We start from the raw sequence: 25,524 nt of genomic DNA on the forward strand, positions 1-25,524 counted from the left end.
TCCCATTCTTATTCAGGGGGGCTAGGATGAAGGAAAACTTAATTGTTTTCTTTTCAAAGGGCGTTCTGTCCACTCTAGTTGATACATATGTTGTGTCGGAGAAACGTGTTGCCTATCCAATTCGTCCTTTTCCAGGAGTGTTTAAGACCAACATTGTTTTTGATATGTTGTTTTTTCCATTGTTGAGTGTGATCTGGGTTAGACAAACGTATAATGACGGGTTATGGAAGATCATTTGGAAAAGTTTGACTTGGAGTGTTCCTATGAGTATAACTCAATGGTTTCTTGTGAAATACACAAAGTTAATCCAATGGAAAAAGTGGTCACCATTTCATACCTTTGGTTCTGTAAGTTTCACATTATTTATCATCAGAGGGCTTGTATCCGTAGTTAAAAGATTGGATCAACCTAAGAGTACTTAATATTAAAACGTCAACTAAAGGTTTGGTCATATGAAAAAGACTCAAAAACTAGAAGTGGTGTTATGGAGCATAGCATTTCCGGGCTTTGGGCAGCTGTTGAATGGACATGTCATAAAAGGATTCTTATTTATTTTATTAGAATTTATCATTAATAGCATGAGTACATTTAATCTGTCTATCATGTATAGCTTTCTTGGCAGAATTTCGGAAGCTGAAGAAGTGATTCACTACCAATGGATCATGTTTTATCCATGTGTTTACATGTATGCGATGTATGATGCCTACAAATTTTCAGATGGAGAAAATCCTCCGTTATCGTTTATTCCATTTGCCTTCGCTGCCTACTTTGTCACGGTTGGAATTATGTATTCCCCCCAACCATTCCTCTCCGTTCACTTTGGTCCGATTTGGCTGCCGATGCTTGCGCTGATTCCGGGACTGGCGGCAGGGTTTATCATTCGGGCAATTTTGTTGAGGTTTACCTCATTGAAGGTTTAAATGGTTAAATTGGAACCGATACACTCTTACTGCCTTGCACCTGCAATTGACAGGTAGTCTCAAGATTCACAGCGTTTAAGGCACCAATGAAAAGAATGACAAATGCCAACAACTAATATTTTTTCATCCATCTCACCCTTTATTCGGAATCATAATAAGTAGGGAAGGAATGATGTGATTTACTGAAAATAGGAAAAAATAGGGTAGATCTCCTGTTTGCGAAATGAAAATCTAAACCAGAAGCATTAGAACAAGTTCCAGATCTAATTAACTACTATTCAATAAATAGGAGGCTGCAGCTGAATAAGCAACCGCCTCACTTGTTATTAAATTGATAAATATCATTGTACATCTTGTTGGTCTGAAGAATTAGTAACCACACAATTAAGTGGTGAAGGGGAAGTTTACTCCTACACGAATATTTACGTTGCACCCCAACCCTTTACGGAGGATGCACCTTTTTGAATTAGGAAGACGGTTCTTATGCTTCCAAAGCAAGACCGTCCGTGTCCTCCCCAACAAAGTAAAAGTTTAACGTACCGGACAGGCACCGTTTTTCTCTCTAAATAAATATCCGGTGCCCAAATATAGGGTCACCGGATCTCTTCCTATCAGAATAAATATTGAATGGTACTTGTCTCAGGAAGGGAGAATCAATGTTTCATCATTTCATGAGCGATTTCCTCACCGCTAATGTCAGAAGGGTAATAGGTTGGCCAGTTAACGACTTCCTCCAGCAACGCTTCCCGATCATCTCCCCAATACAAGTGATAGTGATGTGAATCGGTTGGGGCAATGCTGTGATCACTAAACTGGATGTAGTTTGGCATCTTTCCTTCCTCCTCGTCAGCAAGCTTGAAGATATAGCGCACTCCACGGTTTCCCTTCTCATAGGTTAGAATTTCGTACCCGTCATAGGTATAGTGTCCAGACGATTTTTTCCCATCTTCATAGAAGGTGAACGTATCCCCATCAATCATGATGCGCTCGACGCCGGTTTTGTATCCTGTTGTATAGTACTCTTTATACTCTTCGGCAGTCTTATCTCCGTCTTCTGCTTTGTGAGCAAATACTTCATCGAGGGTACCATCCAGTAAATAAGGGTAAACAGACTGCCAGTCACCTTCCCAGTCAGAAAGCTTACGATCTTTCACTTGATTATCTTCAAAGTACCCATCATAAATCTTCTGTGATTCTTCATCTAATTCATGGTCGTGACTTTCTGGTTCTATAGCAGGTGCATGTTCCAATGCTTTATGCAACTGTGTCAGGTTACGTCTCATCAGTGAAAAATAGTCTTCATCATTTTCAATATCTTCATCTGTCAGTACAGACAGGTTATGAAGTCTGAGTGTTTCTGCACCTATTTCATCCCTTACGACTCCAGCTGTTTTCGTCGTGATGTTCTGTTCAAAAAAGACATGCTTTAATCCATATTCTTTAGCTGTCTCTACAATGGTCTGGAGTTCCTTCTGAGACGGTTCCTGTGTCGGACTCAATCCGGAAACAGCAATCTGATGGACACCATAAGCTTCTTCCCAATAGCCATAGGCGGCATGAGAGACGATAAAGTGATTGCCTGATGTTGCTTCCAGTTCAGTGGTAAACTCCTGATCAAGAGCTTCAAGGTCAGCCTTAAGAGTTTCAAAGTTTTCATTAAATAGTGCCTCTTCTTCAGGCTTCAATTCTACTAATGTATTCTTAATGTTCTCTGCTAATTCAATGGAGCGGATGGGATCCAGCCATACGTGAGGATCATCATCTCCGTGGTCATGGTCCTCTTCATGATCGTGGTCATGGTCTCCTTCATGAAGCTCAATCCCTTCAGCTGCTTCAACGACTTTTACATCTTCAGCCTCAACAGCCTTAGTGATTTTTTCAGCATACGCCTCCATTCCCGCGCCATTCATAATAAAGGCATCTGCTTCAGCAATGGCCATTACGTCTTTAGAAGTGGGCTCGTATGTATGTGAGTCCGATCCCGGAGGTAAGAGTGATTCAATCTCAGCTTCCTCACCTGCAATCCGTTCTGCAAAAAACTGCAGGGGATATACCGTAGTGAAAATTTTCACCGGATCAGCTGAAGACGCTGCCTGTTCCTTACTACTTTTCTCCTTTTCTTCTCCGCATGCAGCAAGGGAGAGGACCATTAATATACTTAATAAAGCCATCCATTTTTTCCTCATATGTATCCTCCTTATGATTTCTTGAAATAATATATCGTAATTATTACGATTTGTAAATAGTGATTGTTACGATTTACGGGATGCCAAGGGGACAGGTACCTTGGCACCTCAGGAATCTTATCAAAGAGGGGGGAATAGGATGTTGATCATGGAACGTGTGAAGAGGAATGAGTTGGAATGTCAGGTTGAGAGTTTGCAAGTGTTTGTGGAGGTGGGTTGGGGAGGTGTTTTGAATGGATTTTTACATAAGATACGTCTTTGTCTTTTTCCTTTTGGTAATCCTAGCTAATGTGACCCCAACCATAATGTAGCTCTGATTTATTATCAGATTAATCTACGGTGTTATGATGATGGGGTTATTTTTTGTTTAGGAACGACGGCTCTCATGCTTCTAATGCAAGAAAGCCGTCAGTACTTGTTTCCATCATTGATAATTGATGATCGCAGGACTAGGTTCCATCTTCAACACTTCTACTGGCTCCAAAACCGGCACATCCTTATCATAAAAGATCTTGAATGCCCCATACTGATTCGGTTCATTCCGTATGTATTTCCCGTACAAAGCCTGCTTGTCCGCAGATGCTCCCCAGCCGTCGAAGTTGATGGCGATTTCAACGTTGTCTGTCGGTTGGATCGCCTCTTTATTCGATAGGACCGCACCGGTGTATTGGTGGACGAGGACGAATTTATCCGGGAGGTTGTTCTTTTCCGTAAGCTCCGATACATACTCGACTGCCTTCTGGATTTCCTTCCCGTCCACTTGTCCGAGATCCTCTCCGGGTTTTTCCCCTTCAGCTACGTGGAATTCCGTATCGATCGCCAGGTGGACATGGGGGTGCTTAAGCCACTTTTCGACCATTTTCACCTGCTCCATGACCGTGTCCGTCCCGAGCTGAATATCGAGCAGTACCAGTGCGTCGTGCTTCTTTGCAAGCTCCACATACTCTTCAATATTTTCTTCTGACGTCATACGCACATAATCTCCATCAGGACCTGGCTCACTTTGAGCCATTGTCGTAATCAACTCGATCGTTGGTACCGCCGGCCGGTCGGGATCAGCGTCGGAATAGGCCTGCGTCTGTTCCTTCAGCTTCTTCATGTATTCCTCAGGCTCCAACTCGCCTAGAATCCCCATATTTTCAGAATCTGGAGTTCCGTAATAGGCGACCAATCGATGATCCTTTAATGGTCCATTCGATGAATCTTTCACTCCTTCTGGCAGGGTTTCACCTGCAGGAACTGTACGCGTTGGATTTCCACCAAGCAACGCCTGCATATCAGGGATTTCCTGCTGTTCCTTTTCTGATAGGCTTTTAGCCAAAGCCACAGCATCTTCAGACGGTTTCAACGGTTTAAAGGGCTTTTTGGGCTTTTCTGGTTCTTCGTTTTCCGCTTTTTTCGCGTTTGATTTGTCCTGTTCGGAAGACGGCGCTTCCTTCTTATTCTCATCTGTGCTCGTAGGATCAGCGCACGCTCCCAGTATAAGTACCCCGGCTGCAAGTAGCAGCGATAACTTTTTCATTGCCTCACACACCCTTTTTTATATAGAAGAATATGGAGGACTTTAACACATTTTCCTGTAGATGAAACCTTTGTTAAGAAATTGATAGGAATTTTTAATCTAAATGTTAATGCTGGTGGAAGCACGCGGAAGATTCCCATTCATCATTAAGATAGGATTTACCGCCAATCCGTAGTTTTAGAAAATACTATCTTGCATAAATATCTTATTAAACAACCAAACAATAAGAATGATGCTCGATACTCCCCAAGCTGTGGTTCCCACGACCAAACAAATAATCAGTTGAATTTCCCTTCTAGCTTTCTATTTAAGTCATCGCATACTCAATACACCGCTCCGCAAACTCCAATACATCATCCGAAATCGGGTATAAGCCGGTATCCTCTACAGGCTGTTTTCGTACCTTCCAGAATTTATCCATCAACTCTTTATCTCCTTGGAACATATCATTTGATAGTTCCAGTAACCTGGTCCCGATTTGAAAGCCTTCTTCTGATTCAGGCTTCACATTGTGTTTGATGCACGCTTCCATTCGCCGGATTAATGAAATATACTGCTGGGTTGTTTCGTCGTTGTTACTGAGGTTTGGAAGGGACTTTTGTAAGAGGACCTGTTCGTCTTCTTGAAAATAGTCCATCCACTTCTTTGAGCTGTGGTGTGAACGGCGGACCAGTTCGGAGACGCGTTCCCAGGGTAAAGATTCTTCCAGATCCATCATATGAATTAATGAAGTCGTATGGGAGATGCTTGTTTGAAGTGTCGAGAGTTGTTCTTGCAGGTAATTGTAGTGTGAGACTAGAACTTGTTTGAAAGATAGTTTATTTAATATATGGCGAATATCCTCCAAGGGGAGTGAAAGGGATTTTAGAATGATGATTTTCTCTAATGTAAATAAGTCATCTTCTGAATAATAACGCTTTCCGCTCGCATCCTTAAAGCTTGGTGTAAGGAGATTAATCTGATCGTAATAGCGAAGTGTGCGAATGGATATATTCCGCTCTTTGGCTACCTCCCCGGTCGTCCATCTTTTCATTCCATTCCCTCCTGAAAAAAATGCTTGCAGGTGACGTAACGTCATCTCCTATAGTTGAATTATACCATATATAGGAAGAGGGAAGATGGATGGAAAAGAGTCAAATGAACTGGAAAGAACAGGACCCATGGGGTTGGAAAGAATTCATATTATTGATGTTACTTGAATTTGTAGTTGTGATCGGATGTATTAAATTCGTGGTTAAGCCCCTATATTCTGGGTGGCTCGACAATGAACTGTATGCTGGAACGTTAATGGGGTTAACCATAGCTATTATTCTACTTTCAGGTATATATTTCATTGCACTTCGCCCAAAAAAGATTTCCTGGAGTGAAGTAGGGGTCAAACCATTTGCTGTGAAAGATTGGAAAATCATAATCATCTATTCTGTCATCTTACTGGTTGGTGCCGTAATCATCGTAGTTTTAACGAGTTTCATAGGCAATTCGTGGGAGAACAGCAAAACAGATGCCATGCAGCAAAATGCAACGTTCTTTACGGTACTGATCGCCTTTATCTCTGCGGCGATCATCTCACCGATATACGAAGAAATCTTCTATCGCGGTTTCTTATATCGATGGTTGCGCACTCGAATGGGGTTGACAGGAGCTCTATTACTAAGTTCGCTTATCTTTACCATCATCCACATCCCGACATATAACGTCATGCCGGTAAATTTCTTTAGCGGAATCCTTTTTGCTTTAGTGTATGAACGTACGAATTCGATATGGCCGTCGGTTATGATTCACGGTTTGACGAATGGAATAATGGTTTTGCTGGCAAGTTTGGGGTAACAAAAAAACGCAATTTATATAAAAGGGGAGAGTGTCTACATGTTCAACCATTTTAATTTCGAAACAATTTACCGCGAACGGAGTGTTTCCACACCACTAGTCGTCATGATGTGTGGTGTGGCAGGTTCCGGGAAAACGACATTCTCGCAGCAATTAGAAAAGGAAGGTTTTGTACGTCTTTCGATTGATGAAGAAATATGGGCAACTCATGGTCGTTACGGGATTGATTTCCCTTTGGAAAAGATGGAGGAATATAAGAAAGAGGCAGAAAGAAAATTGCGCAATGACTTATTAAATCTCATTCACAATAAACAACAGGTGGTCATCGACTTCAGTTTTTGGGACCGTGCAAGGAGGGACGAATATAAACAACTCATCGAAAAGTCCGGAGGCAAATGGAAACTGATTTATATAAACGTTTCTCCTTATGATTTGCGTGAACGCCTTAAAATAAGGAACAAGCGCTGTGATGCCAATGCGTTCCCGATTACGGAAGAAGTGTTAATTTCCTATCTGAAGGGTTTTGAAGTTCCTGAGGGGGAAGGGGAGATGGTTGTTGAGAATTAGACATTTCTTTTTGCTTCATCCAGCCAGGGAATGGACCAAGGTATCTGTCCCTATGGTTCAAAGGAGAAAGGAGAGGAAGTCCTGATCACTTCCTCTCCTTTCTCTTTATAATCTAATCCGTCATATACTCATTCACCAATTCATAACATCGATCCTTCGTCGACTCATACAAAGAGATGTACCACGCCACATTTTCAAACGTTCCGCCTTCATACTTCAGTCTTTCTTTCTCTGCTTTTTCTTCTTTCTGTTCGATCCATTTAACCTGTTCCGCTTTTAACTCCTTCATGACCTCTGGAGAAAGCTCTTTTTTCAGAAGGGAATAAATTTCATTTAATGCATCGTCATACCTTTCGTAAGATACTCCATAATAGTTTTTCATGGCGTTCGTGACACCTTTATCTGAATCCTTCTTATCTGGCATGGCATCAAGTTCTTTTTGGATGTTTTCCAGTTTGTTCAGATATTCTGTTTTTCCGGCTACTTTTGTTTCGGGAGTAGGATCTTCCTCCTGACTACTGTCTACCTGAGCGCTGCCATCGTCCATTGAGGATTCACCCGATTGATTCTCCTCATTATTATCGGATTCTACAGTCCTTTCTGTAGATGAATTATCTGTACTTGCTGGAATCGCATCTGATTCAGACTGATTAGAAGCATCCTCTTCAGGTGAATCGCTACAAGCAGACATGAAGGCGAATAACAACGTTAATAAGACTGCCACAATAAACATTTTCGATTTCTTCATTTTTACAGCTCCAATTCCTTGTTGGTTGTATATTGGTTTATTTTAACATATAAGGAAATGTTCTTCTAACTTATTGGGATCCGATCGTTGGTGGTCCGCAGGGACAGGTCCCAATGCACGCTTTTGAAAGGGGATAACTTTTGCTTTTTAAATAAGTATTGAAGTTAGATTTATGAAATGGATTACTTCATGACGTTCTCTCTTCGAATAACTCCATCCTTGTAGGAAAAGCTAATCCATAACACACACCTTTTCCCTCTTTCTCCTGAGAAGAGGGTTTTAGCGATGAAAAGGTCGAAAGGATGGAATGTGTTATGGACTTGGATTGGATTTGGAAAGCGATTCTCATTGTTGTGGCGGGGACCTTATTGTTAAGAGTGGCCGGGAGGAAGTCGATTTCCCAGATGACCTTGACGCAGACGGTCATTATGATCGGAATCGGATCATTATTAATTCAACCGTTAGCTGGAAAGAATATCTGGACCACGATCGGTGTCGGGCTTGTTCTGGTCTTAACGCTGATGGTCATGGAATATTTGCAGGTGAAATCAGATCGTGTAGAACAAATGATCACAGGAAAATCAAAGCTTCTCATGGAAAATGGCATATTGATTGAAAAGAACTTTAAGAAGTTGCGTATGACAGTAGATCAGCTTGAAATGAAACTAAGACAGCAGGGGGTCAGTAAACTTTCCGATGTGAAATGGGCGACGCTTGAGCCGAATGGACAAGTCGGAGTGGAATTGATACCCCAGGCGAAACCGGTGACGATGAAAGATTTCCAGCAACTTCAGGCACAAGTACAGAGACTGATCAATATGCTTGAGGTACAACCTTCCACGATAAGGCCAGTCAGTCAGGAAGTGGGAGGAGAAGATATATTTAAAGAGATCAAACAGCCCTCTTCCGTCAATCCTCCCCCGAAACATCTTCAGTAGTGATAAAGCTCGGTTGATCTAGCGGATAATCCTGCTTTTACATCGGTCATTTGAGTACCTGAAAAAAAGTCCCTGAGTAACCTGCTCAGGGACTTTTTGTTTGGCGGTGAAGGGCTTGATTGCTACTTGGCCACCATGGAGTTCAGATCATTTCCGGCATGATTGCCCCTATTTTACACCAAACAAATGAATTTTTAAGTGAAATTGAATCATTTAGTCGATTTTCATGTCTTTTGCGTAAGATTGACAGGGGAAATAAGGGTTATATAGGGCTCTCGCCTGATTTATGATCCGGTTTTCGTTACTTATGATCCACTTTGGGGATTTATGAACCGAAATTCTGATTTATGATCCAGAATTCTAACTTATGATCCATTTTCGTTACTTATGATCCGTATGTCGAAAAATGACAAATCGACAGCCTGCCGCTAAATGTGGTCCCTGCAACCCGCGTTCTTCCCACTCCCTTCATGTTACCCGTGAGCTCAATGTTCCTACGGGCTACGATCTCTTATTCTTCCATTATGTAATGAGTTCCTTAAAACTTCCCACCCTGTACATAGATTGTTAATAGTTTCGTAACATTTTCCCTCTAAGATGAAATCAACAGCAGAGATCAACCGAGCAAAAATCAATAGAGGAGGAAACAAAATGCTAGAACACAATCAAAATGAAGAAATGAAGCATATAGAATCAGACAATACGGAAGCCGTGAAGAATGAGGAGATGCAACGAAGCCCGAAGCCGAAGAAGCCTTTTAAAGGACGGGGATTTCTAAACACTGTAGGTGCCGGGATCATCGGTTCGGTCATGACACTGACGGTACTGCCTCAAACCGACTACTATCAGAACCTGGCTCAGACGGGCATCGAACAATCGGCAGGTGACAACGGCGAGGTGGAGTCTTCGGGTGATTCGGGAATAAATCCCACAACGGTATCAACAGGTAGTGGCGATGTAGCGAACATTGTGGAAGATGCCTCTGAATCGATTGTCGGAATTGTCAATTATCAGCAGCAGAATAACATGGGTACTTCACAAGCTGCTCAAGCAGGGACAGGTTCAGGCGTTCTCTTTAAAAAAGACGGTGACAGTGCTTATATCATCACCAACAACCATGTCATTGAAGGGGCTTCGAAGATTGAGGTATCCCTCCATGACGGTGAAAAAACCAACGCGGAGCTGGTCGGGGCCGATCCGCTGACCGACCTTGCCGTATTGAAGATCGATGAGAAATATGCGGACAATCTATTGGAAGTAGGGGATTCCAGTGCATTGCGCGCCGGTGAACAGGTAATCGCGATCGGAAACCCCCTTGGACTCGATCTATCAAGAACGGTGACACAAGGAATTGTCAGTGCCGTCGACCGTACCATTCCGGTGCAGACTTCTAAAGGTGAATCTGAATTGAATGTCATTCAAACAGACGCGGCCATCAATCCGGGTAACAGTGGAGGGGCACTTCTGAATTCAAAGGGTGAGCTGATCGGAATCAACAGCGCGAAGATCTCCAACTCCGGTGTAGAAGGACTTGGCTTTGCCATTCCAAGTAAGGATTTCCAGCCGATCGTCAAAGAAATCATTGAAACGGGTAAGGTGGAGCGTCCGTATATCGGAATCGGTATGACGAATCTAACGGATGTTCCCCGCCAATACTTGAAAGATTTGCCGAGTGAAGTAGAAGCAGGTGTGATTGTCGCCAATATCGATAAAACATCCGCGGCAGCAGAAGCCGGGATCAAAGAGGGCGATGTCATCACGGAGCTTAATGGCCAATCAGTAGCGGATGTGGCCGACTTGAGAAGGCAGTTGTACGCTGACCTGAAAGTGGGGGATCAGATTGACTTGACCATTTTCCGGGGTGGAGAAGAAATGACGATCAGTTTGACATTGACTAGTAATGCGATGGTTAACTAATTGATTTGGTGAGTGGTGCCAGGCACTGAACAGATAATTGTTACCAGGCACGGATTGGTTGTTTGGTGCCAGGCACTGAAAAAATGATTGGTACCTGGCACAGACCGAGCGAATTGTAATAGGTACAAACCAAGCAAATGGTACCTGTTACCAAGAAGTAGAATCGGAAATGAATGACAAAGGAGAGCGGGTAAGTGGATAAAAAGAAGCGTTCGATCACGTTATGGAGTGTTATTGGAGGCATTGTCGTCGTCGGCACGATGCTTGCGATGTTTGGTTTTTCGAAGGAGGAAGTGGTCGCTAAGGTGGGAAGCAAGTCGATCAGTAAAGAGGATTTGTATACGTCGCTTGTGGATCAGTATGGGGAAGCAGCCCTTGATACACTGATTGCCGAGAAGATTGTGGAGCTTGAGGGTGACAAAGAAGACATCAGCGTCAAGGACAGTGAGATTGATGAGGAACTGGAATCAATGAAAGATTCCTATGGAGGCGAAGAGGCATTCAATGAGGCATTGGCCTCGAGCGGAGCGAGTCTTGATAGCGTCAAAGAGAATATCCGTTCCTTTTTGATGACGGAAAAGTTGCTGAAGGACAGAATTTCGATTTCGGATGATCAGATCAAAGAATACTTTGAAGCGAATAAGGATACGTTTGCCCAGGAAGAACAGGTGCAGGCAAGTCATATTCTGGTTGATGATGAAAAAACGGCTCAGGAAGTGAAGAAAAAGCTTGATGACGGAGGGGATTTTGCCGAGCTTGCGAAAGAATATTCTACTGATACGTCTAATGCCGAGTCAGGCGGGGAGCTGGGCTTTTTTGCAAAAGGTGAGATGGTGACGGAATTCGATGAGAAGGCGTTTGCCATGAAGAAGGGTGAAATCAGTGAGCCGGTTAAGACGGAATTTGGCTACCATATCATCAAGGTGACGGATAAGAAAGACGCGAAAGAAGCGGTTCTTGCCGATCATAAAGAAGAAATCAAGGACATCCTGTTTGATCAGGCCCTTCAAACAGAGTATGGAACGTGGCTCCAGGAAAAGAAAGAGGATTACAAGATCGAAAATCTTTTGAAAGATTCATAAACCGGCCATGGTTTGTTCATGATTTGGTCATATGTTCTGGAAATAATGATAGTGCAGCTGTAACCTATAAAAGGAGGAAATGGAATGAACAATAAGAGAACACTCGCGTTGGCAGGTATATTAGCGATCGGGATCGCGGGAGCTCTTCCCGCCTTTGCGGCTGAGGAGGACGCTGCGAAGACGAACGACTCGGCGGTTGCTAATCAGGCATTTGGCGGACATTTCGGCGGTGGACATGGGAAGTTCCACATGGATGAGGAACAGTTGAAGGAAAAAGCAGAAGAGCTTGGAATCGACAGCACCGATAAGGATTCACGGGAACTGGCCAAAGAGATCATGGAGGCCGAACTCGAAAAAAGAGCGAAAGAATGGGGCATTGAAACAGAAGGAAAAGATCGCCGTGCCGTCATCGATGAAATCCGCCAGGCGGAAATGAATGAAAAAGCGAAAGAGCTGGGGATATCAACGGAAGGCAAAGACCAGGAGGAGCTCTCTCAAGAAATAAGGAAAGCACTGGTGGAACAGAAGGCGAAAGAACTTGGAGTAGAAACCGAGGGCAAGGATCTGGATGAACTTGCAGAGGAAGTCAGAGAAGCAGCCCTTGCGAAACAGGCGAAGGATCTTGGAATCGAGACAGAAGGAAAAGAGCATCATGAATTAAAAGAAGAGATATTCGAAGCTTCCATTCTTAAAGCTGCCAAAGAATTGGGCATTGAAACAGAAGGCAAAACGTCCAAAGAACTGATGGATGAGATTGTGACCGATCATGCCGATGAAGCGAAAGAACTGGATTTCTTCCCATTCAATAAGGAAGAGGGATTCTTCTTCCACATGGGTGGGAAAGGCCACCACAATGGTCCTGGTCATGGAAAAGGACCTCATGGAGGAGCACCTGAGGCAGAACAAAGTGAGGCACACCCTGCCGAGTCAGAAAGTGACACATTATAAGGATTGAAATCCCCGCCAAATGTGCGGGGGTTTTTCATTAGGAGGTAACAATAGAATGAATCAGTCAAAACGACTATACTTTAGATAGGGAGCCATGGGGACAGGTACCTTGGCACAGTCTTGAATAGGAGCCAAGGTACCTGTCCCCATGGTTCAGTCGGGAAAGGAGCGATGTTGATGAATGTATTGGTAGTTGAAGACAATAAGAGTGTCACAAGCATGCTTGAGATGTTTTTTATAAAAGAAGGGATTCAAGGAGAGTTTGTCCATGACGGGGCTGACGGGTACCGGCGTTATAAAGACGGTGATTGGGATCTCGTCATCCTGGACTGGATGCTGCCGGGGATGGACGGGGTCACCATTTGCCGGAAGATCAGGGAGGAAGGGTCACAGATCCCGGTCATCATGCTGACGGCGAAGGATAGTGAATCCGATCAGGTGCTTGGCCTTGAGCTCGGTGCCGACGATTATGTGACCAAGCCCTTCTCACCACTTGCCCTGATGGCTAGGATAAAGGCTGTCTCGCGGCGGTATCAAGGGGAGAGAAGCAGTGGGTCAGGAAGTCACGATGTCTCGACGGCAGACTTCCAGATCAGTAAGGAAACCCGTGAAGTCCTGCTGAAAGGCGTTCCCCTTACCAATCTGACACCAAAGGAATTTGAATTGCTCTATTATCTTTCACGTCATCCGCGGCAGGTGTTCTCGAGGGAGCAGCTTCTCGAACGGGTATGGGGATATGATTTCTACGGGGATGAACGGACGGTCGATGTCCATATCAAGCGGCTTCGCAACAAAATCGGCAGCAAGGAAAAGCCGTACCTGCATACGGTCTGGGGAGTAGGGTATAAATTCGATGAGGCGGCGGCCGGGGATGAAAATTAGATATCTTTATCAGCTGCTTCTCAGCCATACAAGCGTCCTCATCATCGCCTTCTTGATCCTTGGCACCCTGTTTTCCCACTATGTCGAAAATCTTGTTTATGAAAATAAGGTCACGGAACTCAGGACGTACGGGGATAAAATTTTATCAGATCTTGAAAGGCCAGGTCCGAGACGGCCTCTTTATCTGGAGGAATACAGCAACTTGCTTCATGCCCGGAACATCGATGTGATCACGTTCAACCGCCAAGGGGAGGTATCATTCTCCAGGGGAGGGGTGTACCCGCGAATCGAGCTCTCAAAGGAAGAGTGGCAAAAAATCGAGGGGGGTGAAACCGTCCCCCTGAAGAAAGATTTCGGACGTTTTGACCAGGCTGTATCCCTCGTCATCATGCCCCGGATTGTGAATGATCAGCTGACTGGCGGACTGATCTTGATTTCCCCAATCAGCGGCTCAAGGGAAATGCTGAGTGAAATCAATCGATATCTCCTGTATATCGTGCTCCTGTCCCTGGCGATTTCCCTCTTGATCAGCTTGTTCTTGTCAAAGCTCCATGTAAAAAGAATTCAGCGGATCCGGGACGCCACTTCCCGTGTATCATCCGGTCATTACGATGTTCAAGTCCCAAGCTCGAACTTCGATGAAATCGGCGATCTTGCCGAAGACTTTAATGAAATGGTCACGAAACTCCGGGCATCCAAAGAGGAAATCGATACCCTGGAGAACCGGAGAAGGCAGTTCATGGCGGATGTGTCACACGAACTGAGAACACCGCTGACCACGATTCGCGGTGTCATCGAAGGAATCAGAAACGACATGATCCCAGAAGAGCAGAAAGAGAAGAGCTTCGGTCTCGTAAGCGAGGAAACGAGGCGCCTGATCAGACTAGTGAACGAAAACCTGGACTATGAAAAAATACGCTCCAACCAGGTAACCATCACGAAAGTATCCCTAACCTTACTGGATGTCCTCGAAGTCATCAAGGAGCAGCTCGACTTACAGGCGGAAGAAAAGGGGAACGAAATCAGGATTTCGGCAGATTCCGCTGCTACGGTATATGCCGACTATGATAGGCTCATCCAAATTCTGATCAACATCACGAAAAATAGCATCCAATTCACTTCTGGAGGAACGATCACGTTAAGGGGCTCGTCTTCTGCTGAAGAAACCGTCATCGAAATCGAAGACACAGGAATCGGCATGGATCCCGAAGAAATCCGCTCGATTTGGCGCAGATTTTACAAAGCAGACCTGTCCCGGACGAATAATCCATACGGTGAATTCGGCATCGGACTCTCCATCGTGAAGCAATTGGTGCTCATGCATGCGGGGACGATCGAGGTTATCAGTGAGAAAGGGAAGGGCACGAAGTTTGTGATTCGGTTGCCGTTGTAGGTAGTGGGCCAAGGAATCAGGGAACCACCAGGACAGGTACCTTGGCCGGGTCTTGGATTGGAGCCACGGTACCTGTCCCCTTGGTTCACCCTCCAAACAAGGAAAAAAACCGCATGGACTCCAACAATCCACGCGGTTTTCTTATGCGGTAAAATCAGTTCATTTCTTCAAGGAATGCTTTTTCAAAGATATCCAGAAGATATTCCAGTATGATGGGATCACTATACGTGCTTGAGTCTAAAGTTTGGATAACTGTTCTATGATGTTGAAGTTTAAAGACAGGGTGACGTGTTTATGTTGATTAGAGGCGTTTCTGCTATAAAAAAAGGTTATCGAAACTATAAAACATAATCGATCATTTTCAGTTATAATAGAATGTAAAAAGTGAGTTTTGTTAATTTTTAAAAAATTATCGAAAGTAGGGAAGCAATGCCGATGTATCATTCTGAGTTATTGACCGGTTTACTTCTTAATCTCCTTGTCATTTTGATCATGATTTTACTTATAAGCTTTCATTATCTTTCTCGAAATAAAGTACATAAGCTCCACATTAAACCACTGTCGATCTATCTGGCCTGTTCGCTTCTCCTGTTACTTAGTCTTGCTTTGTCTGTTCGTTTGGAAGATGGATTTGTGTATGATTTGAGGTTCATCCCTTTTCTACTCGGAGGGATATATGGTGGGAACAGGGTCTTACCTTGGCTTGCTGTTACGATGATTGCGGTCCGTGTGCCGATGCTTGGTCCGGGGTTAGTGGTTACGATAATCATGGCGATTCTGTTCACGTTTGTGATTATGTATATGCGTACGAGATTGGAAAACAAAGTGTGGAAAACGAGGGTATATTGGTATACGTTGATGTCGTTCGGTTACTCGGTTCTTTCGTTGTTGATTCCGTCTCTCGTATTTGATTTCGATTATACGAGCTCGTTCCTGGTTTATTCTGCTGTCCTGAGCGGGTCGACGTTCTTTGTCTTTTACTTATGTGAAATCATCCGAACGATTTATACTCTTCAGCTGGAAGCGATTAAATATGAGAAAATGCAGGTGGTCAGTCACCTGGCAGCCAGCATGAGTCATGAGGTGAGGAATCCTTTGACAACGGTGAAGGGGTTTCTTCAGCTGATTCAGGAAGACCCTTCCAACGTAAGCACCAATAGTGAGCTTTCAAAGGTGGCTGTCAGTGAAATCGACCGCGCCACAGAAGTGATCAACCAATACTTAAACTTTGCAAGGCCCCACCCGGAGCTGGAGGTGGAAGTGGAGATCCGGGATGAAATCAACCGATCGACGGAAATCATCATGCCCCTGGCGGTCAAAAAGGGAATTGTCCTGAAGGCAAACATCCTCCATCACCTTTCCGTTATAGGTGATCCCAATAAGCTGCAACAGGTTCTCATCAACGTGATGAAAAACGGGCTGGAGGCAATGGAAACAGGTGGTACGTTACGAATCTTCAGCTACCAGGAAGGAAACAGGGTGTTCATCGTCATCAACGATACGGGAACCGGGATGACCAAGGAACAACTCATGCGCCTCGGGGAACCGTACTTCTCCATGAAAGGCAAGAATGGGACGGGACTCGGCATGATGACCGTCTTCCAACTAGTAGAAGGCATGAAAGGCACCATCAAAGTCCTAAGCAAACCGGGCACAGGAACCTCCGTCATCCTATCCTTCCCGATCTATAAAAAAGAGGGAAATGTAAATAGAGTGACACAAACAACAGAGGTCCGTCCTTCACTGCGTTAAAGGAGCGAGGGACGGACCTCTGTTTAGGTGGGACAGGCCACTTGCCCCTATAAACCAGCGCGGCTCTGATGTTAGTGAATAGATTAAGGTCCGTCCCTCCTCACTGTGACGATTTCTTCTTGCCAGTGATCGCCACAGTTTGAAATTGTCTTGAATCCGGTCCTTTTACTAGTTTTATGTTGTTAAAGCCGACTTTTTTCATTAAGGGAAGTAATTGGGTGTTCAACATGTGATGGACTCCACTCCAGGTCTCCTCATTCTTGCCGGTGCAGAGCGTGATCGTTACGGAACCGTTGTTCTTCAGGACCCTGTGAATCTCAGAAATGGTTTCGATCGTCAGGTCCCAAAAGTAGATCGAGTGGATACTATAGATCTTGGTAAACGTGTCATTGTCTAAAGGGATGTTGCATACATTGCCTTGTATGAACGCAGCCCGCCCCTCTTTAATGGCCCGTCTATTCCTGGACTTTGCTGACCGGAGGATGGAATCTGACAGGTCGAGTCCGGCTGCATACTCGACATCGGGTAATTTAAGCAGCTGTTTGATGGCGTAGCCTGCGCCACACCCAATCTCCAAAACCCGTTCTTCCTTCGTTACATTTAGTAAGTTCAGTGTCCAGTGTGTTTCTGTCCGATGTTGCAAGACCATCTTTTCCCCAAAATATCGCCCCAGTATTCCTTTGGGTAATTGATATTGCTGATCAGCATATTCCTTTAATTTGCTTCGTATCATCTGGTTCTGATCCTCCCCATATACGGAATCTTAAGAAAAGTATAGTATAATCAGCATATTAAACAAGGTGATAATCCTTATAGTTAGTATTAACTTTTTTAATAGAAGAGGGGGATCTATTTGGATATGAATCAATTAGAGGCTTTCGACCATGTCGTACGGTTCGGCAGTTTTAGTAAAGCTGCCAGGCATCTGAATCTTTCTCAACCTACGATTAGTGTCAGGATACAGGGCTTAGAGAAAGAGGTGGGAAGGGGTCTATTTCATAGAGTCGGAAAGAGGGTAGAATTAACAGATGCAGGAAAGGGGTTCCTGCCGTATGCGAGACAAGCCATTGAAATAGTCACGAACGGGATGGAGAAAGCGCGTCTCATACAAGAAGGGAAAGCAGGCCATGTTACGATCGGGACGCTTCCCACATTTACTTCCGGGGTATTCAGTTCAGCGATGGCTCATCTCAATACGTGGTCTCCCGAGATTCACGTCGAAATACACACGGGGCATAATCAGGAAATCCTTGAAATGCTGTATGACGGATTTATTAAGATGGGGTTAGTGACCAATCCCTACTATAATACAGACGTGAAAACCATCCTTACTCTAAAGGAACCGCTCATTTTAGTGGCACACCCTACTCATCCACTTGCTTCAGCATCTGATGAAAATCGAACATCCGCTGAAATCATAGAGAACAGTAATCCCTACATCATGGTGGATTGGAGTACTGAAAGTAAACATTGGCAGAAATCAATGACCAATCCAAGCATGAACTTCATAGAATTACCCCCACCCACTGCTTTGGACTTGGTTCTTTCAAACAAGGGAGTGGCCCTGGTCACAGAATCAATGGTAAAGAACGGCTTGGAAACCAATCAGTTAGTCAGAATACAACCAGCAGACTTCCCATTACTATATCGGGAAATCGCTCTGGTAAGTCTGGATTCTGAAAAGAGTTTATCCCCTGCTGCCAAGACGGTTGTTGAGGTCTTTAGATCCCAGGCCGCTGTGGGACAGGGGGGACAGGCACCTTGTCCCGATATGCCGGCGTCGTTCGGGAATTAGTAAAGAGATTAAGAGATTCCAACTTTCATTCCCATGGTTTTCACCGGGTAAGTATTTTATATAAACAACACGGCTATTCCAATTAACAGGAAAATCATCAGGATCGATAATACGATTATTCTTCTATTCATGTTAGCAGCCTCCTAAGGTGATGAAGTTCCCCTCATCTTAACATAGATTCTTTGGGTCTTGATTTACGTTCCCTGACAACGTGACAAAAGGCGGGGCCGGGCAGGTGTCATTTGACGGGGCCGGTAAGTGTTGAAAATGGTAAAAGGAAGGTGCCATCTTGCAGGATATAAAAGGCTACAGCACATTTAGAAAAATTGAACCGATCAACAAGGGTTGGTCCACCGACAAGAAATACTATATTGAAACCGATACGGGCGAGAAGGTCCTGCTCCGCACGGCTGATCGTTCAGCCTATGAGATGAAGAAGAGCGAATATGAGGTGATGAAGCAGCTGGCCGGAAGTGGACTTCCCATATCGCAGCCGATTGATTTTGGCTTGTGTGATAATGGAGGGTCTGTTTATTCGCTTTTTACATGGTGCGAGGGAGAAGACGCGCAGATAGTCTTGCCCAAGTTGACCGAGACCGAGCAATATGAACTCGGGCTTGAATCGGGGCGGATCCTGAGGGAGATCCACTCGATTCCTGCGCCGGGTGACCAAGAGGACTGGGAAGCGAAATTCAACCGTAAAGCGGATGGTAAGATCAAGCAGTACAATGACTGCCCCATTAAAATAGAAGACGGCGACCAAATCATTGCCTATATAGAGGCGAATCGGCACCTTCTTCGGGGGAGGCCGCAATCGTTTCATCATGGAGACTATCATGTGGGGAATATGGTCATTTCGCCGGGACGGGAACTCTCCGTCATCGATTTCAACCGTCATGACTTCGGCGATCCGTGGGAAGAGTTCAACCGCATTGTATGGAGCGCTTCGGTCAGTCCGCACTTTGCCACCGGCCAGCTCAACGGTTATTTTAACGGAAGGCCGCCGGAGGAGTTCTTCAAACTCATGGCTTTTTACATAAGCAGCAATATGCTGTCGTCCGTTCCCTGGGCCATCGCTTTCGGTGAGGAAGAGGTAAACGTCATGAAGGCTCAGGCAAAGGAAGTGATGGGCTGGTTTGATGGTATGAAAAATCCTGTGCCAACCTGGTATTTGGAGGACTTCTATATTCAGTACATCAATCAGATTCCATATAAATTAAGGTTTCCTTTCGATTTCTCGTTTATCGAGGGCTATGGAGAGGTCTTCAAGGTATATGATGATCAGGATTCCGGCAATATTTGCTTTGGGGTGAAAAACGGTGGGAAGAGATATTTCATCAAATTTGCCGGTGCACCGACTGAAAGATATGCTGGCAAACCTGAAGATGCCGTCACAGCACTTAAAACCGCCGTACAAGTGTATCAAGGTTTGGCGCATCCCCATTTGATCCGACTGATCCGGGCGGAGGAGATTGGCGGTGGATTTGCCGCCATATTTGAATGGACAGATGGTGAGTGCATGGGAAAAATGTATCCACTGTCCAGGGAGAAATTCTTGCAGATGCCGGACAGCACCAGGCTCGAGGTATTCAACGACATCCTGGACTTTCACATTCACGTAATAAAGCAGGGATATGTGGCCATCGACTTTTATGACGGCAGTATCCTGTATGATTTTCACAAGGAAAAGACCCTCATCTGTGATATTGATCTCTATTCCAAAAGGCCCTATCTCAATACGATGGGCAGGATGTGGGGATCATCACGCTTTATGTCACCGGAGGAATTCACACGTGGTGCACCGATTGATGAAATGACGAATGTATATGGCATGGGGGCTACTGCCTTTGCTTTATTTGGCGGGGAAAAAGACCGGTCCATGGAAAAGTGGCGATTGAGCAAGGAGTTATATGAAGTGGCGTTGAAAGCGGTCCGTGATGTGAGGGAGAAGCGCCAGCAGTCATTGGAGGAGTTAAAATATGAGTGGGATCGGGCAAGGTTTGTTTAGGCGTTAGGATAAAAAGAAACCAACAGGGGTAAGCGTTTGTTGGTTTCTTTAGAGTTCATGATTTGACTATGTAAATATCGAAGCAATAAGCTGAAACCATAAAGAGGATGTTGAATAATTTTACCGATTTCCAACGCTAACGATTCAGGTTATCCAGCTTATCGGAAATCGTTTGTAAGATCTTATTCTTTTCCTGCTGGATCTTCAGAAATCTAATCAGAAACCAAATGATGAAAACAATCGGCGCAAGGTAAAATAAGAGGGTCAAGATCGGGATAATGGAGAAAAGAACATCATTCATTTATTAGTCCCCTTTCAGTTTGGATAATTATAACATATCCAGCAGAGCCAAGGGATTAAGTTTCCGTTTACTCAACCTTCGGAGACACACCAATATCCCCCTTTTTCAAAAAAAGAGGGTCATTTCTTCCCTGTTAGGTTCATAAAATGCGATTATGCGGCTTCAATAGTTGATTGGTGAGGCAAATCCTTTTAGGATACATCTTCTTTTAACTTTTATGAACCGGTTTTGGTACTTTATGATCCGCTTTTGGAATATATGAACCGGTTTCAGAATATATGGTCCGAAAATCTGATTTATGAACCACTTTTGCCCTTTTATGATCCGTTTGTCGAAACTTGTAAGCTAGTCAATGACCGTGACAGCTGGAAATGACCGGGATGGATGGTTGAAAGTTCATTTTTACGACTTGCCCACCTATAGTAAATATTTCAAAATCCAGTTTTATAGCTACAGGATATTGATCTATAGGATCACCGCCCTTTCCTCCACCGCCCACTAATCGTCACATTTAACAAAAATCCCCTAAACAAGTACCCGGAACTTCCTGTTATAGTTATAGTACAATGAAGGTTGAATGAAAGTAAAAACTTGTCTATGAATCTAACGATGGTAGGGGAAATCAATCATGACACTAAAAAAGATAAAGAGCATCCTGTTCATGCTGCTTGGCTCGATATCCCTGGTGTTCGGGATTGCCGGCACTGTGCTTCCGGTTCTGCCGGGAGGTCCGTTTTACTTATTTGCCGCGTTTTGCTTTGCGAAAAGCTCCAAGCGGATCGATCGTTGGTTTAAGAGCACAGTCATCTATGATAAATATGTTCTGGCCCTCCTTCAAAAGAAGGGGATGACCCGGAAAGAAAAAATCAGGATCAACGTGACGGCTGATTTCTTTATTCTGCTTTCAGTCGTGTTCGTCGATATCCTGTTCGTTCGGATCATTTTAATCGGGCTCGCTTTATATAAGCATTATTATTTTATTAAAAAAATCGAGACGATATATCCAGAGTCGTATCAGGTGGAGAAGAGCCAGTGATCTATGGGGATTCCGGGCTTGTAATGAACCAAGGAGTTACGAGACACAATGCTGAAAAGATATCAATTAAGAAGCGATTTCAGAGGGTTCAAAAAGGGGTCCCACTTCTACTTGATTGCTGAATCTGAGTATATTGGCATCAAGGAATTTGTTTTACGAACGAAAGACTTATCCACAAGAATAATGATCTCTGAAAGGGAAATGGAGAAATATTTTATTCCTTTGAAATGATACAGCCTAAGGACCCGTCGATGAGACGAGTCTTTTTTAGTTACAAGATAAAGAACATTCGACAAACTGGCATGATTAATGGAATTCCGATTAGGTATTGCCCAACATCACAACATTTGAAATAATTGACATTAACCACACATAAAGAGTAAAGAGGGGGAAACAAAATGATGTATTTTTTTATTTTCGTCGGAATCCTGGTCCTATACTTTGCGATTAGGATTTGGATCGGTTCCAGGAAGATGGAGTTTTATGGAGATAGCATCAAGAATACGTCCCGAAATTCCAGGGATGAAGCCTATGAAAAGTCCGCACGGCATTCTAAACAAGCCATGAATTCGAATCACCATTCAGGTGGAGGTCCCAATGTATAGGTCTCTGGCGCATGTTAAGAAAATCTTCATGACCGTTGTAAGCTTGATGGCGGTCCTTTCATTGTTAGGCTGTGCGGAAGATGGAACAAGTGGCATTGACAATGAGAAAGCGGAAGTGATTGCCAAGGAACAATTTGAAAAAGATTTACAGGAACATAATGAAGAAAGCTTTGAAAAAATCAGTATGGATGACGTGGAACTCCTGTCTAAAGAAACCCATTTCAGTAGTGAATCAAAGGCTTGGAAAATCACGTTCAACTATAAAGATGGGCTCACTAGCGAAGGCTCAGCAACCAACTCGATCGCTCATTATAGTGTCAGTCCTGAGGGAGAAATCATCCAAAAGTCAACTTCATTCTAATGAATGACGCAAGAACCACTTAACTTATGAGTAGTTCTTGCGTTCATTTTTTATGACGTATGCGAGGGGCATCAAGAAAATTCGACACGGGGGGGTAATCATATGAAAATGTGGATCAATTCATCAAATTCCGGATCAATCCATTCGAAACTGGATCAATTATCAGAAATCAGGATGGAAAGTCGTCCAAACCGGTTTAATTACTGGTCTGAGTCCCGAGGGGGCATTTCAGACTTTTTCCTACGATTTCTGTTCTCTTGAAGGAATTTCTTCTCCAAAGAGAGTATATATGCCATTGAATTAAGAAAAAGGATGTGAACGATGTTGAACAAAATGATCCTCCCCATTCTGATCGGAATTATGGCTGCCCTATACATATTTATTATTCCAGCAGAACCATTACCATTGAAAATCGCCTTCAAGCTGATTCCCATGGCACTCATCATGTTCTACGCCTTCCGTCAGCTGCCCTCCAGACCAGCTCCGGCCATGCGCCTCATCATCATCGGCCTGTTTTTCTGCATGTTGGGCGATGCGTTTATTGCCGTACAATTTGTAGCGGGTCTAGGAGCTTTCCTCGTTGGACACGTCTTCTATTTGACGGGATTTATCAAAATGTCCAGAATGAACAAGACACGTCTAGCCGCCCTACTGCCGATTGGGTTGTATTCCTTCATCATCGGCCGACAACTGATTACCGCGCTCCAAACTGAAGGAAATGATGGACTCGTGATCCCCGTCGTTGCCTACATGCTGGTCATTTCCCTGATGGCCCTAACCGCCATCCTGACCGGAAACCTTTGGGCAACTGCCGGCAGCATCCTGTTTGTCATCTCAGACTCCATCCTGTCATGGAATATGTTCGTGTCAGCCCTCCCTTATTCGGATGTCCTGATCATGACAACCTACTACTCGGCGCAATTCCTGATTGCGGGAAGCCTCGCAAGCCTAGGGAACTCGGTCAGTCATGAAGAGGGAAAAAGGTTGAACATGTAATCAGCGTTTGCGCCTGACGATAAACCTCGCCAGGCGTGTTTTTTTGACAAATCATAAAAAAATCCAAACTTTTTCTATAGTAATAACGTCTTATTTAGTGAAGATACATACAAAGCAGGTGAGTGTTTGAAATCCGGAACTATTTCTAAATCCGAGAAGGATCGACTACTTGAGAAAGCCATGACGGAATACGGAAATGATGTGTATTATATTGTCTATTCCTATGTGAAGGAACATAGCCTGGCGGAGGATCTGACACAAGAGATCTTCATCAAGTTTTATCAAAAGATGGATACCTTTCGCGAGGATTCCTCCCTTAAAACATGGATCATCAGCGTGGCCGTCAATCACTGCAAGGATTATTTAAGACGGTGGGATACACGGATGGTCAGTATATCGAATAAAATCAATGACATGGTCAAAGGGAAGATGGGGGCTCCAGAACAAACCGTTATTGAGAAGGAAAAGAACTCAGAGCTGATCCAAAGTGTGTTGGCCCTGCCCATCAAATATCGAGAGGTCATCTTTCTTTACTATTTTGAAGAAATGAAGCTATCTGAGATCGGGGCCTGTATGGATTTGAACACCAATACCGTGAAGACCAGACTAACAAGAGGAAAAGCGCTGCTCGGTTCAGCGATTAAACGGAACGAGGTGTATAACAATGGATGAGCTTAAACGTTTGCGTGGTCTGATGAAAGAAGAGACCTTCAAAGGGCATGGTTTTACCAATAAGATGAGGGAGAACATTCTGAATGAGGTTCATTCGAAACCTTCATCCAAAGCCTTTTCATTCAATATAAAACCGATATTCGCTCCGTTGATGTCCTTTGTATTTGTTGCCGCATGCCTCTCTTTATTCGTTTATTTCGGTGGAACACAATTGGGACTCTTTGACGGAAATAACGCCAGTGCCCCTTTCTATCAATACGAGGCCAAAGATCGTCCTGAATCCCTTGGCGCAGAATTCAAGTTTCTCACAAAGGCTCCCTTTGAAGTAGCGGAGGTCACAACCAAAACAAGTGAGGATCCTTCAGGGGAAATAGAATTGGTGACTTTGACGGGTAAGGAAAGACAAATAATCAAACTGACGTTTCAATCCATTGAACCAGGAACCAATTTGACACTATATCAGGAAGAAGTGAAAGTCGGCCAATCGAAAGGAAGCTATTACGAGTCAGAAGGTCCGGAAAAGGTCAACCGACTGATTTGGATTGAAGGGGATACCATTAAATATGAAATGGAATACTTACCCGGGGGATCTGACATTACCTTGTCTAAAAAAGACATGATTAAGATGGCGGAGTCGTTTAGATAAATCCTTAGGTATGCATAATTACCCTGTAGTCGGACTTTTGGAGGTATCACATGCACAGTTTTATCGTTTATATTGTCATCTCCTTGGCAGCGTATTTTATCGTTGAGAAGATTGCCAGGAGATGGTGAAACATCCCATATAACAGAAAATCCGGCTTAGAAGGACTTGGTACAACTCACACTTTTGTAATGAGAATCGGTTGGACGCTCTTATTTATATGTGTTGTGTTCTTCCAAACGAAACTCGTCGGGGGGATCATTATCTTACTCTCGGGATTCGATGCGTTTATGCAATGGAGAAGGAATAAAGCTAAAAGAGAGTACGTCATTAGACTCTTAGACCTTGTATTCTTCATCATCTTTATAACGGTTGGTTATACATTTGATTTCTTAGTGTAGAAAGACGAGAGATTATAGTCCCGT

The 25,524-nt window shown here is 44.0% G+C and carries 27 protein-coding genes; 21 read left to right on the forward strand and 6 right to left on the reverse strand.

The window, feature by feature from the left end:
• Positions 1 to 26 precede the first annotated feature (26 nt).
• Positions 27 to 422: a CBO0543 family protein gene (locus tag ACOSV2_RS13505; RefSeq protein WP_428975542.1), complete on the forward strand. Its 396-nt coding sequence runs from the start codon at positions 27 to 29 to the stop codon at positions 420 to 422.
• A 30-nt stretch (positions 423 to 452) separates the two neighbouring features.
• On the forward strand, positions 453 to 920 hold the full coding sequence (locus ACOSV2_RS13510; protein WP_324747102.1) for a hypothetical protein: 468 nt from the start codon (positions 453 to 455) through the stop codon (positions 918 to 920).
• A 653-nt stretch (positions 921 to 1,573) separates the two neighbouring features.
• On the opposite strand, the gene ACOSV2_RS13515 is transcribed toward ACOSV2_RS13510, so the two are convergent.
• From ACOSV2_RS13515 to ACOSV2_RS13525, 3 genes are all read right to left on the reverse strand, one after another.
• Positions 1,574 to 3,106 carry a metal ABC transporter solute-binding protein, Zn/Mn family gene (locus ACOSV2_RS13515; RefSeq protein ID WP_428975543.1) on the reverse strand — a complete coding sequence of 511 codons (1,533 nt, stop codon included), beginning with the start codon at positions 3,104 to 3,106 and terminating at the stop codon, positions 1,574 to 1,576.
• A 424-nt stretch (positions 3,107 to 3,530) separates the two neighbouring features.
• Positions 3,531 to 4,628 (reverse strand): hypothetical protein, encoded by a 1,098-nt coding sequence (locus tag ACOSV2_RS13520; RefSeq protein WP_428975544.1) that lies wholly within the window; start codon positions 4,626 to 4,628, stop codon positions 3,531 to 3,533.
• A 307-nt stretch (positions 4,629 to 4,935) separates the two neighbouring features.
• Positions 4,936 to 5,661 carry a MerR family transcriptional regulator gene (locus ACOSV2_RS13525; RefSeq protein WP_428975545.1) on the reverse strand — a complete coding sequence of 242 codons (726 nt, stop codon included), beginning with the start codon at positions 5,659 to 5,661 and terminating at the stop codon, positions 4,936 to 4,938.
• An 89-nt stretch (positions 5,662 to 5,750) separates the two neighbouring features.
• Between ACOSV2_RS13525 and ACOSV2_RS13530 the strand changes: the two genes are divergently transcribed.
• On the forward strand, positions 5,751 to 6,455 hold the full coding sequence (locus ACOSV2_RS13530) for a CPBP family intramembrane glutamic endopeptidase (RefSeq protein ID WP_428975546.1): 705 nt from the start codon (positions 5,751 to 5,753) through the stop codon (positions 6,453 to 6,455).
• 39 nt (positions 6,456 to 6,494) lie between these two features.
• A complete protein-coding gene (locus ACOSV2_RS13535) occupies positions 6,495 to 7,022 on the forward strand; it encodes an AAA family ATPase (protein ID WP_428975547.1) in 528 nt (175 codons plus the stop codon).
• Between the two features lie 112 nt (positions 7,023 to 7,134).
• On the opposite strand, the gene ACOSV2_RS13540 is transcribed toward ACOSV2_RS13535, so the two are convergent.
• Positions 7,135 to 7,770 carry a lysozyme inhibitor LprI family protein gene (locus tag ACOSV2_RS13540; protein WP_428975548.1) on the reverse strand — a complete coding sequence of 212 codons (636 nt, stop codon included), beginning with the start codon at positions 7,768 to 7,770 and terminating at the stop codon, positions 7,135 to 7,137.
• A 314-nt stretch (positions 7,771 to 8,084) separates the two neighbouring features.
• On the opposite strand from ACOSV2_RS13540, the gene ACOSV2_RS13545 reads away from it, so the two are divergent.
• From ACOSV2_RS13545 to ACOSV2_RS13575, 7 genes are all read left to right on the forward strand, one after another.
• Positions 8,085 to 8,708, forward strand: coding sequence for a DUF421 domain-containing protein (locus ACOSV2_RS13545; RefSeq protein WP_428975549.1), 624 nt, complete (start codon positions 8,085 to 8,087; stop codon positions 8,706 to 8,708).
• Between the two features lie 651 nt (positions 8,709 to 9,359).
• The gene (locus tag ACOSV2_RS13550; protein WP_428975550.1) at positions 9,360 to 10,625 is read left to right on the forward strand and encodes a S1C family serine protease; all 1,266 of its coding nucleotides are present in this window, start codon (positions 9,360 to 9,362) and stop codon (positions 10,623 to 10,625) included.
• Positions 10,626 to 10,819: 194 nt separating this feature from the next.
• Positions 10,820 to 11,707 carry a peptidylprolyl isomerase gene (locus ACOSV2_RS13555; RefSeq protein WP_428975551.1) on the forward strand — a complete coding sequence of 296 codons (888 nt, stop codon included), beginning with the start codon at positions 10,820 to 10,822 and terminating at the stop codon, positions 11,705 to 11,707.
• 84 nt (positions 11,708 to 11,791) lie between these two features.
• Positions 11,792 to 12,655 carry a hypothetical protein gene (locus ACOSV2_RS13560; RefSeq protein WP_428975552.1) on the forward strand — a complete coding sequence of 288 codons (864 nt, stop codon included), beginning with the start codon at positions 11,792 to 11,794 and terminating at the stop codon, positions 12,653 to 12,655.
• Between the two features lie 177 nt (positions 12,656 to 12,832).
• Positions 12,833 to 13,537: a winged helix-turn-helix domain-containing protein gene (locus ACOSV2_RS13565; protein WP_428975553.1), complete on the forward strand. Its 705-nt coding sequence runs from the start codon at positions 12,833 to 12,835 to the stop codon at positions 13,535 to 13,537.
• A complete protein-coding gene (locus ACOSV2_RS13570) occupies positions 13,527 to 14,930 on the forward strand; it encodes a sensor histidine kinase (RefSeq protein WP_428975554.1) in 1,404 nt (467 codons plus the stop codon). The genes ACOSV2_RS13565 and ACOSV2_RS13570 overlap by 11 nt, the downstream gene beginning before the upstream one ends.
• 429 nt (positions 14,931 to 15,359) lie before the next feature.
• Positions 15,360 to 16,682, forward strand: a complete 1,323-nt coding sequence (locus tag ACOSV2_RS13575) for an ATP-binding protein (protein ID WP_428975555.1) — start codon at positions 15,360 to 15,362, stop codon at positions 16,680 to 16,682.
• Between the two features lie 100 nt (positions 16,683 to 16,782).
• Here ACOSV2_RS13575 and ACOSV2_RS13580 read toward each other — a convergent pair whose 3' ends face one another.
• Positions 16,783 to 17,415 (reverse strand): class I SAM-dependent methyltransferase, encoded by a 633-nt coding sequence (locus ACOSV2_RS13580; protein ID WP_428975556.1) that lies wholly within the window; start codon positions 17,413 to 17,415, stop codon positions 16,783 to 16,785.
• Between the two features lie 126 nt (positions 17,416 to 17,541).
• Here ACOSV2_RS13580 and ACOSV2_RS13585 point away from each other — a divergent pair, with 126 nt between their 5' ends.
• The gene (locus ACOSV2_RS13585) at positions 17,542 to 18,477 is read left to right on the forward strand and encodes a LysR family transcriptional regulator (protein ID WP_428975890.1); all 936 of its coding nucleotides are present in this window, start codon (positions 17,542 to 17,544) and stop codon (positions 18,475 to 18,477) included.
• 289 nt (positions 18,478 to 18,766) lie between these two features.
• Positions 18,767 to 20,485, forward strand: a complete 1,719-nt coding sequence (locus tag ACOSV2_RS13590) for a phosphotransferase (protein ID WP_428975557.1) — start codon at positions 18,767 to 18,769, stop codon at positions 20,483 to 20,485.
• 136 nt (positions 20,486 to 20,621) lie between these two features.
• On the opposite strand, the gene ACOSV2_RS13595 is transcribed toward ACOSV2_RS13590, so the two are convergent.
• Positions 20,622 to 20,786, reverse strand: a complete 165-nt coding sequence (locus ACOSV2_RS13595; RefSeq protein ID WP_428975558.1) for a hypothetical protein — start codon at positions 20,784 to 20,786, stop codon at positions 20,622 to 20,624.
• Positions 20,787 to 21,414: 628 nt separating this feature from the next.
• Here ACOSV2_RS13595 and ACOSV2_RS13600 point away from each other — a divergent pair.
• From ACOSV2_RS13600 to ACOSV2_RS13635, 8 genes are all read left to right on the forward strand, one after another.
• Complete coding sequence (locus ACOSV2_RS13600; protein WP_262371814.1) at positions 21,415 to 21,822, forward strand: YbaN family protein; 408 nt, start codon at positions 21,415 to 21,417, stop codon at positions 21,820 to 21,822.
• Between the two features lie 48 nt (positions 21,823 to 21,870).
• Entirely contained in the window at positions 21,871 to 22,053 is a 183-nt protein-coding gene (locus tag ACOSV2_RS13605; RefSeq protein ID WP_428975559.1) for a hypothetical protein, read from the forward strand.
• Between the two features lie 167 nt (positions 22,054 to 22,220).
• Positions 22,221 to 22,427: a hypothetical protein gene (locus tag ACOSV2_RS13610; RefSeq protein ID WP_428975560.1), complete on the forward strand. Its 207-nt coding sequence runs from the start codon at positions 22,221 to 22,223 to the stop codon at positions 22,425 to 22,427.
• On the forward strand, positions 22,420 to 22,788 hold the full coding sequence (locus ACOSV2_RS13615) for a hypothetical protein (protein ID WP_428975561.1): 369 nt from the start codon (positions 22,420 to 22,422) through the stop codon (positions 22,786 to 22,788). The genes ACOSV2_RS13610 and ACOSV2_RS13615 overlap by 8 nt, the downstream gene beginning before the upstream one ends.
• Before the next feature lie 321 nt (positions 22,789 to 23,109).
• A complete protein-coding gene (locus ACOSV2_RS13620; RefSeq protein WP_428975562.1) occupies positions 23,110 to 23,784 on the forward strand; it encodes a lysoplasmalogenase in 675 nt (224 codons plus the stop codon).
• 126 nt (positions 23,785 to 23,910) lie between these two features.
• Positions 23,911 to 24,456: a sigma-70 family RNA polymerase sigma factor gene (locus tag ACOSV2_RS13625; RefSeq protein ID WP_113971123.1), complete on the forward strand. Its 546-nt coding sequence runs from the start codon at positions 23,911 to 23,913 to the stop codon at positions 24,454 to 24,456.
• On the forward strand, positions 24,449 to 25,102 hold the full coding sequence (locus ACOSV2_RS13630) for a hypothetical protein (RefSeq protein WP_428975563.1): 654 nt from the start codon (positions 24,449 to 24,451) through the stop codon (positions 25,100 to 25,102). The genes ACOSV2_RS13625 and ACOSV2_RS13630 overlap by 8 nt, the downstream gene beginning before the upstream one ends.
• Before the next feature lie 188 nt (positions 25,103 to 25,290).
• On the forward strand, positions 25,291 to 25,500 hold the full coding sequence (locus ACOSV2_RS13635; protein WP_428975564.1) for a DUF4181 domain-containing protein: 210 nt from the start codon (positions 25,291 to 25,293) through the stop codon (positions 25,498 to 25,500).
• Positions 25,501 to 25,524: the final 24 nt, after the last annotated feature.

Source organism: Rossellomorea sp. DUT-2 (genome assembly GCF_052665285.1).

What these genes read in the sequence shown, in the direction of transcription:
- ACOSV2_RS13505 (WP_428975542.1), top strand. Translation starts at nt 27, where the DNA reads ATGAAGGAAAACTTAATTGTTTTCTTTTCAAAGGGCGTTCTGTCCACT.
- ACOSV2_RS13510 (WP_324747102.1), top strand. Translation starts at nt 453, where the DNA reads ATGAAAAAGACTCAAAAACTAGAAGTGGTGTTATGGAGCATAGCATTT.
- ACOSV2_RS13515 (WP_428975543.1), bottom strand. Translation starts at nt 3,106, where the DNA reads ATGAGGAAAAAATGGATGGCTTTATTAAGTATATTAATGGTCCTCTCC.
- ACOSV2_RS13520 (WP_428975544.1), bottom strand. Translation starts at nt 4,628, where the DNA reads ATGAAAAAGTTATCGCTGCTACTTGCAGCCGGGGTACTTATACTGGGA.
- ACOSV2_RS13525 (WP_428975545.1), bottom strand. Translation starts at nt 5,661, where the DNA reads ATGAAAAGATGGACGACCGGGGAGGTAGCCAAAGAGCGGAATATATCC.
- ACOSV2_RS13530 (WP_428975546.1), top strand. Translation starts at nt 5,751, where the DNA reads ATGGAAAAGAGTCAAATGAACTGGAAAGAACAGGACCCATGGGGTTGG.
- ACOSV2_RS13535 (WP_428975547.1), top strand. Translation starts at nt 6,495, where the DNA reads ATGTTCAACCATTTTAATTTCGAAACAATTTACCGCGAACGGAGTGTT.
- ACOSV2_RS13540 (WP_428975548.1), bottom strand. Translation starts at nt 7,770, where the DNA reads ATGAAGAAATCGAAAATGTTTATTGTGGCAGTCTTATTAACGTTGTTA.
- ACOSV2_RS13545 (WP_428975549.1), top strand. Translation starts at nt 8,085, where the DNA reads ATGGACTTGGATTGGATTTGGAAAGCGATTCTCATTGTTGTGGCGGGG.
- ACOSV2_RS13550 (WP_428975550.1), top strand. Translation starts at nt 9,360, where the DNA reads ATGCTAGAACACAATCAAAATGAAGAAATGAAGCATATAGAATCAGAC.
- ACOSV2_RS13560 (WP_428975552.1), top strand. Translation starts at nt 11,792, where the DNA reads ATGAACAATAAGAGAACACTCGCGTTGGCAGGTATATTAGCGATCGGG.
- ACOSV2_RS13565 (WP_428975553.1), top strand. Translation starts at nt 12,833, where the DNA reads ATGAATGTATTGGTAGTTGAAGACAATAAGAGTGTCACAAGCATGCTT.
- ACOSV2_RS13570 (WP_428975554.1), top strand. Translation starts at nt 13,527, where the DNA reads ATGAAAATTAGATATCTTTATCAGCTGCTTCTCAGCCATACAAGCGTC.
- ACOSV2_RS13575 (WP_428975555.1), top strand. Translation starts at nt 15,360, where the DNA reads ATGCCGATGTATCATTCTGAGTTATTGACCGGTTTACTTCTTAATCTC.
- ACOSV2_RS13580 (WP_428975556.1), bottom strand. Translation starts at nt 17,415, where the DNA reads ATGATACGAAGCAAATTAAAGGAATATGCTGATCAGCAATATCAATTA.
- ACOSV2_RS13585 (WP_428975890.1), top strand. Translation starts at nt 17,542, where the DNA reads ATGAATCAATTAGAGGCTTTCGACCATGTCGTACGGTTCGGCAGTTTT.
- ACOSV2_RS13595 (WP_428975558.1), bottom strand. Translation starts at nt 20,786, where the DNA reads ATGAATGATGTTCTTTTCTCCATTATCCCGATCTTGACCCTCTTATTT.
- ACOSV2_RS13600 (WP_262371814.1), top strand. Translation starts at nt 21,415, where the DNA reads ATGACACTAAAAAAGATAAAGAGCATCCTGTTCATGCTGCTTGGCTCG.
- ACOSV2_RS13605 (WP_428975559.1), top strand. Translation starts at nt 21,871, where the DNA reads ATGCTGAAAAGATATCAATTAAGAAGCGATTTCAGAGGGTTCAAAAAG.
- ACOSV2_RS13610 (WP_428975560.1), top strand. Translation starts at nt 22,221, where the DNA reads ATGATGTATTTTTTTATTTTCGTCGGAATCCTGGTCCTATACTTTGCG.
- ACOSV2_RS13615 (WP_428975561.1), top strand. Translation starts at nt 22,420, where the DNA reads ATGTATAGGTCTCTGGCGCATGTTAAGAAAATCTTCATGACCGTTGTA.
- ACOSV2_RS13620 (WP_428975562.1), top strand. Translation starts at nt 23,110, where the DNA reads ATGTTGAACAAAATGATCCTCCCCATTCTGATCGGAATTATGGCTGCC.
- ACOSV2_RS13630 (WP_428975563.1), top strand. Translation starts at nt 24,449, where the DNA reads ATGGATGAGCTTAAACGTTTGCGTGGTCTGATGAAAGAAGAGACCTTC.
- ACOSV2_RS13635 (WP_428975564.1), top strand. Translation starts at nt 25,291, where the DNA reads ATGAGAATCGGTTGGACGCTCTTATTTATATGTGTTGTGTTCTTCCAA.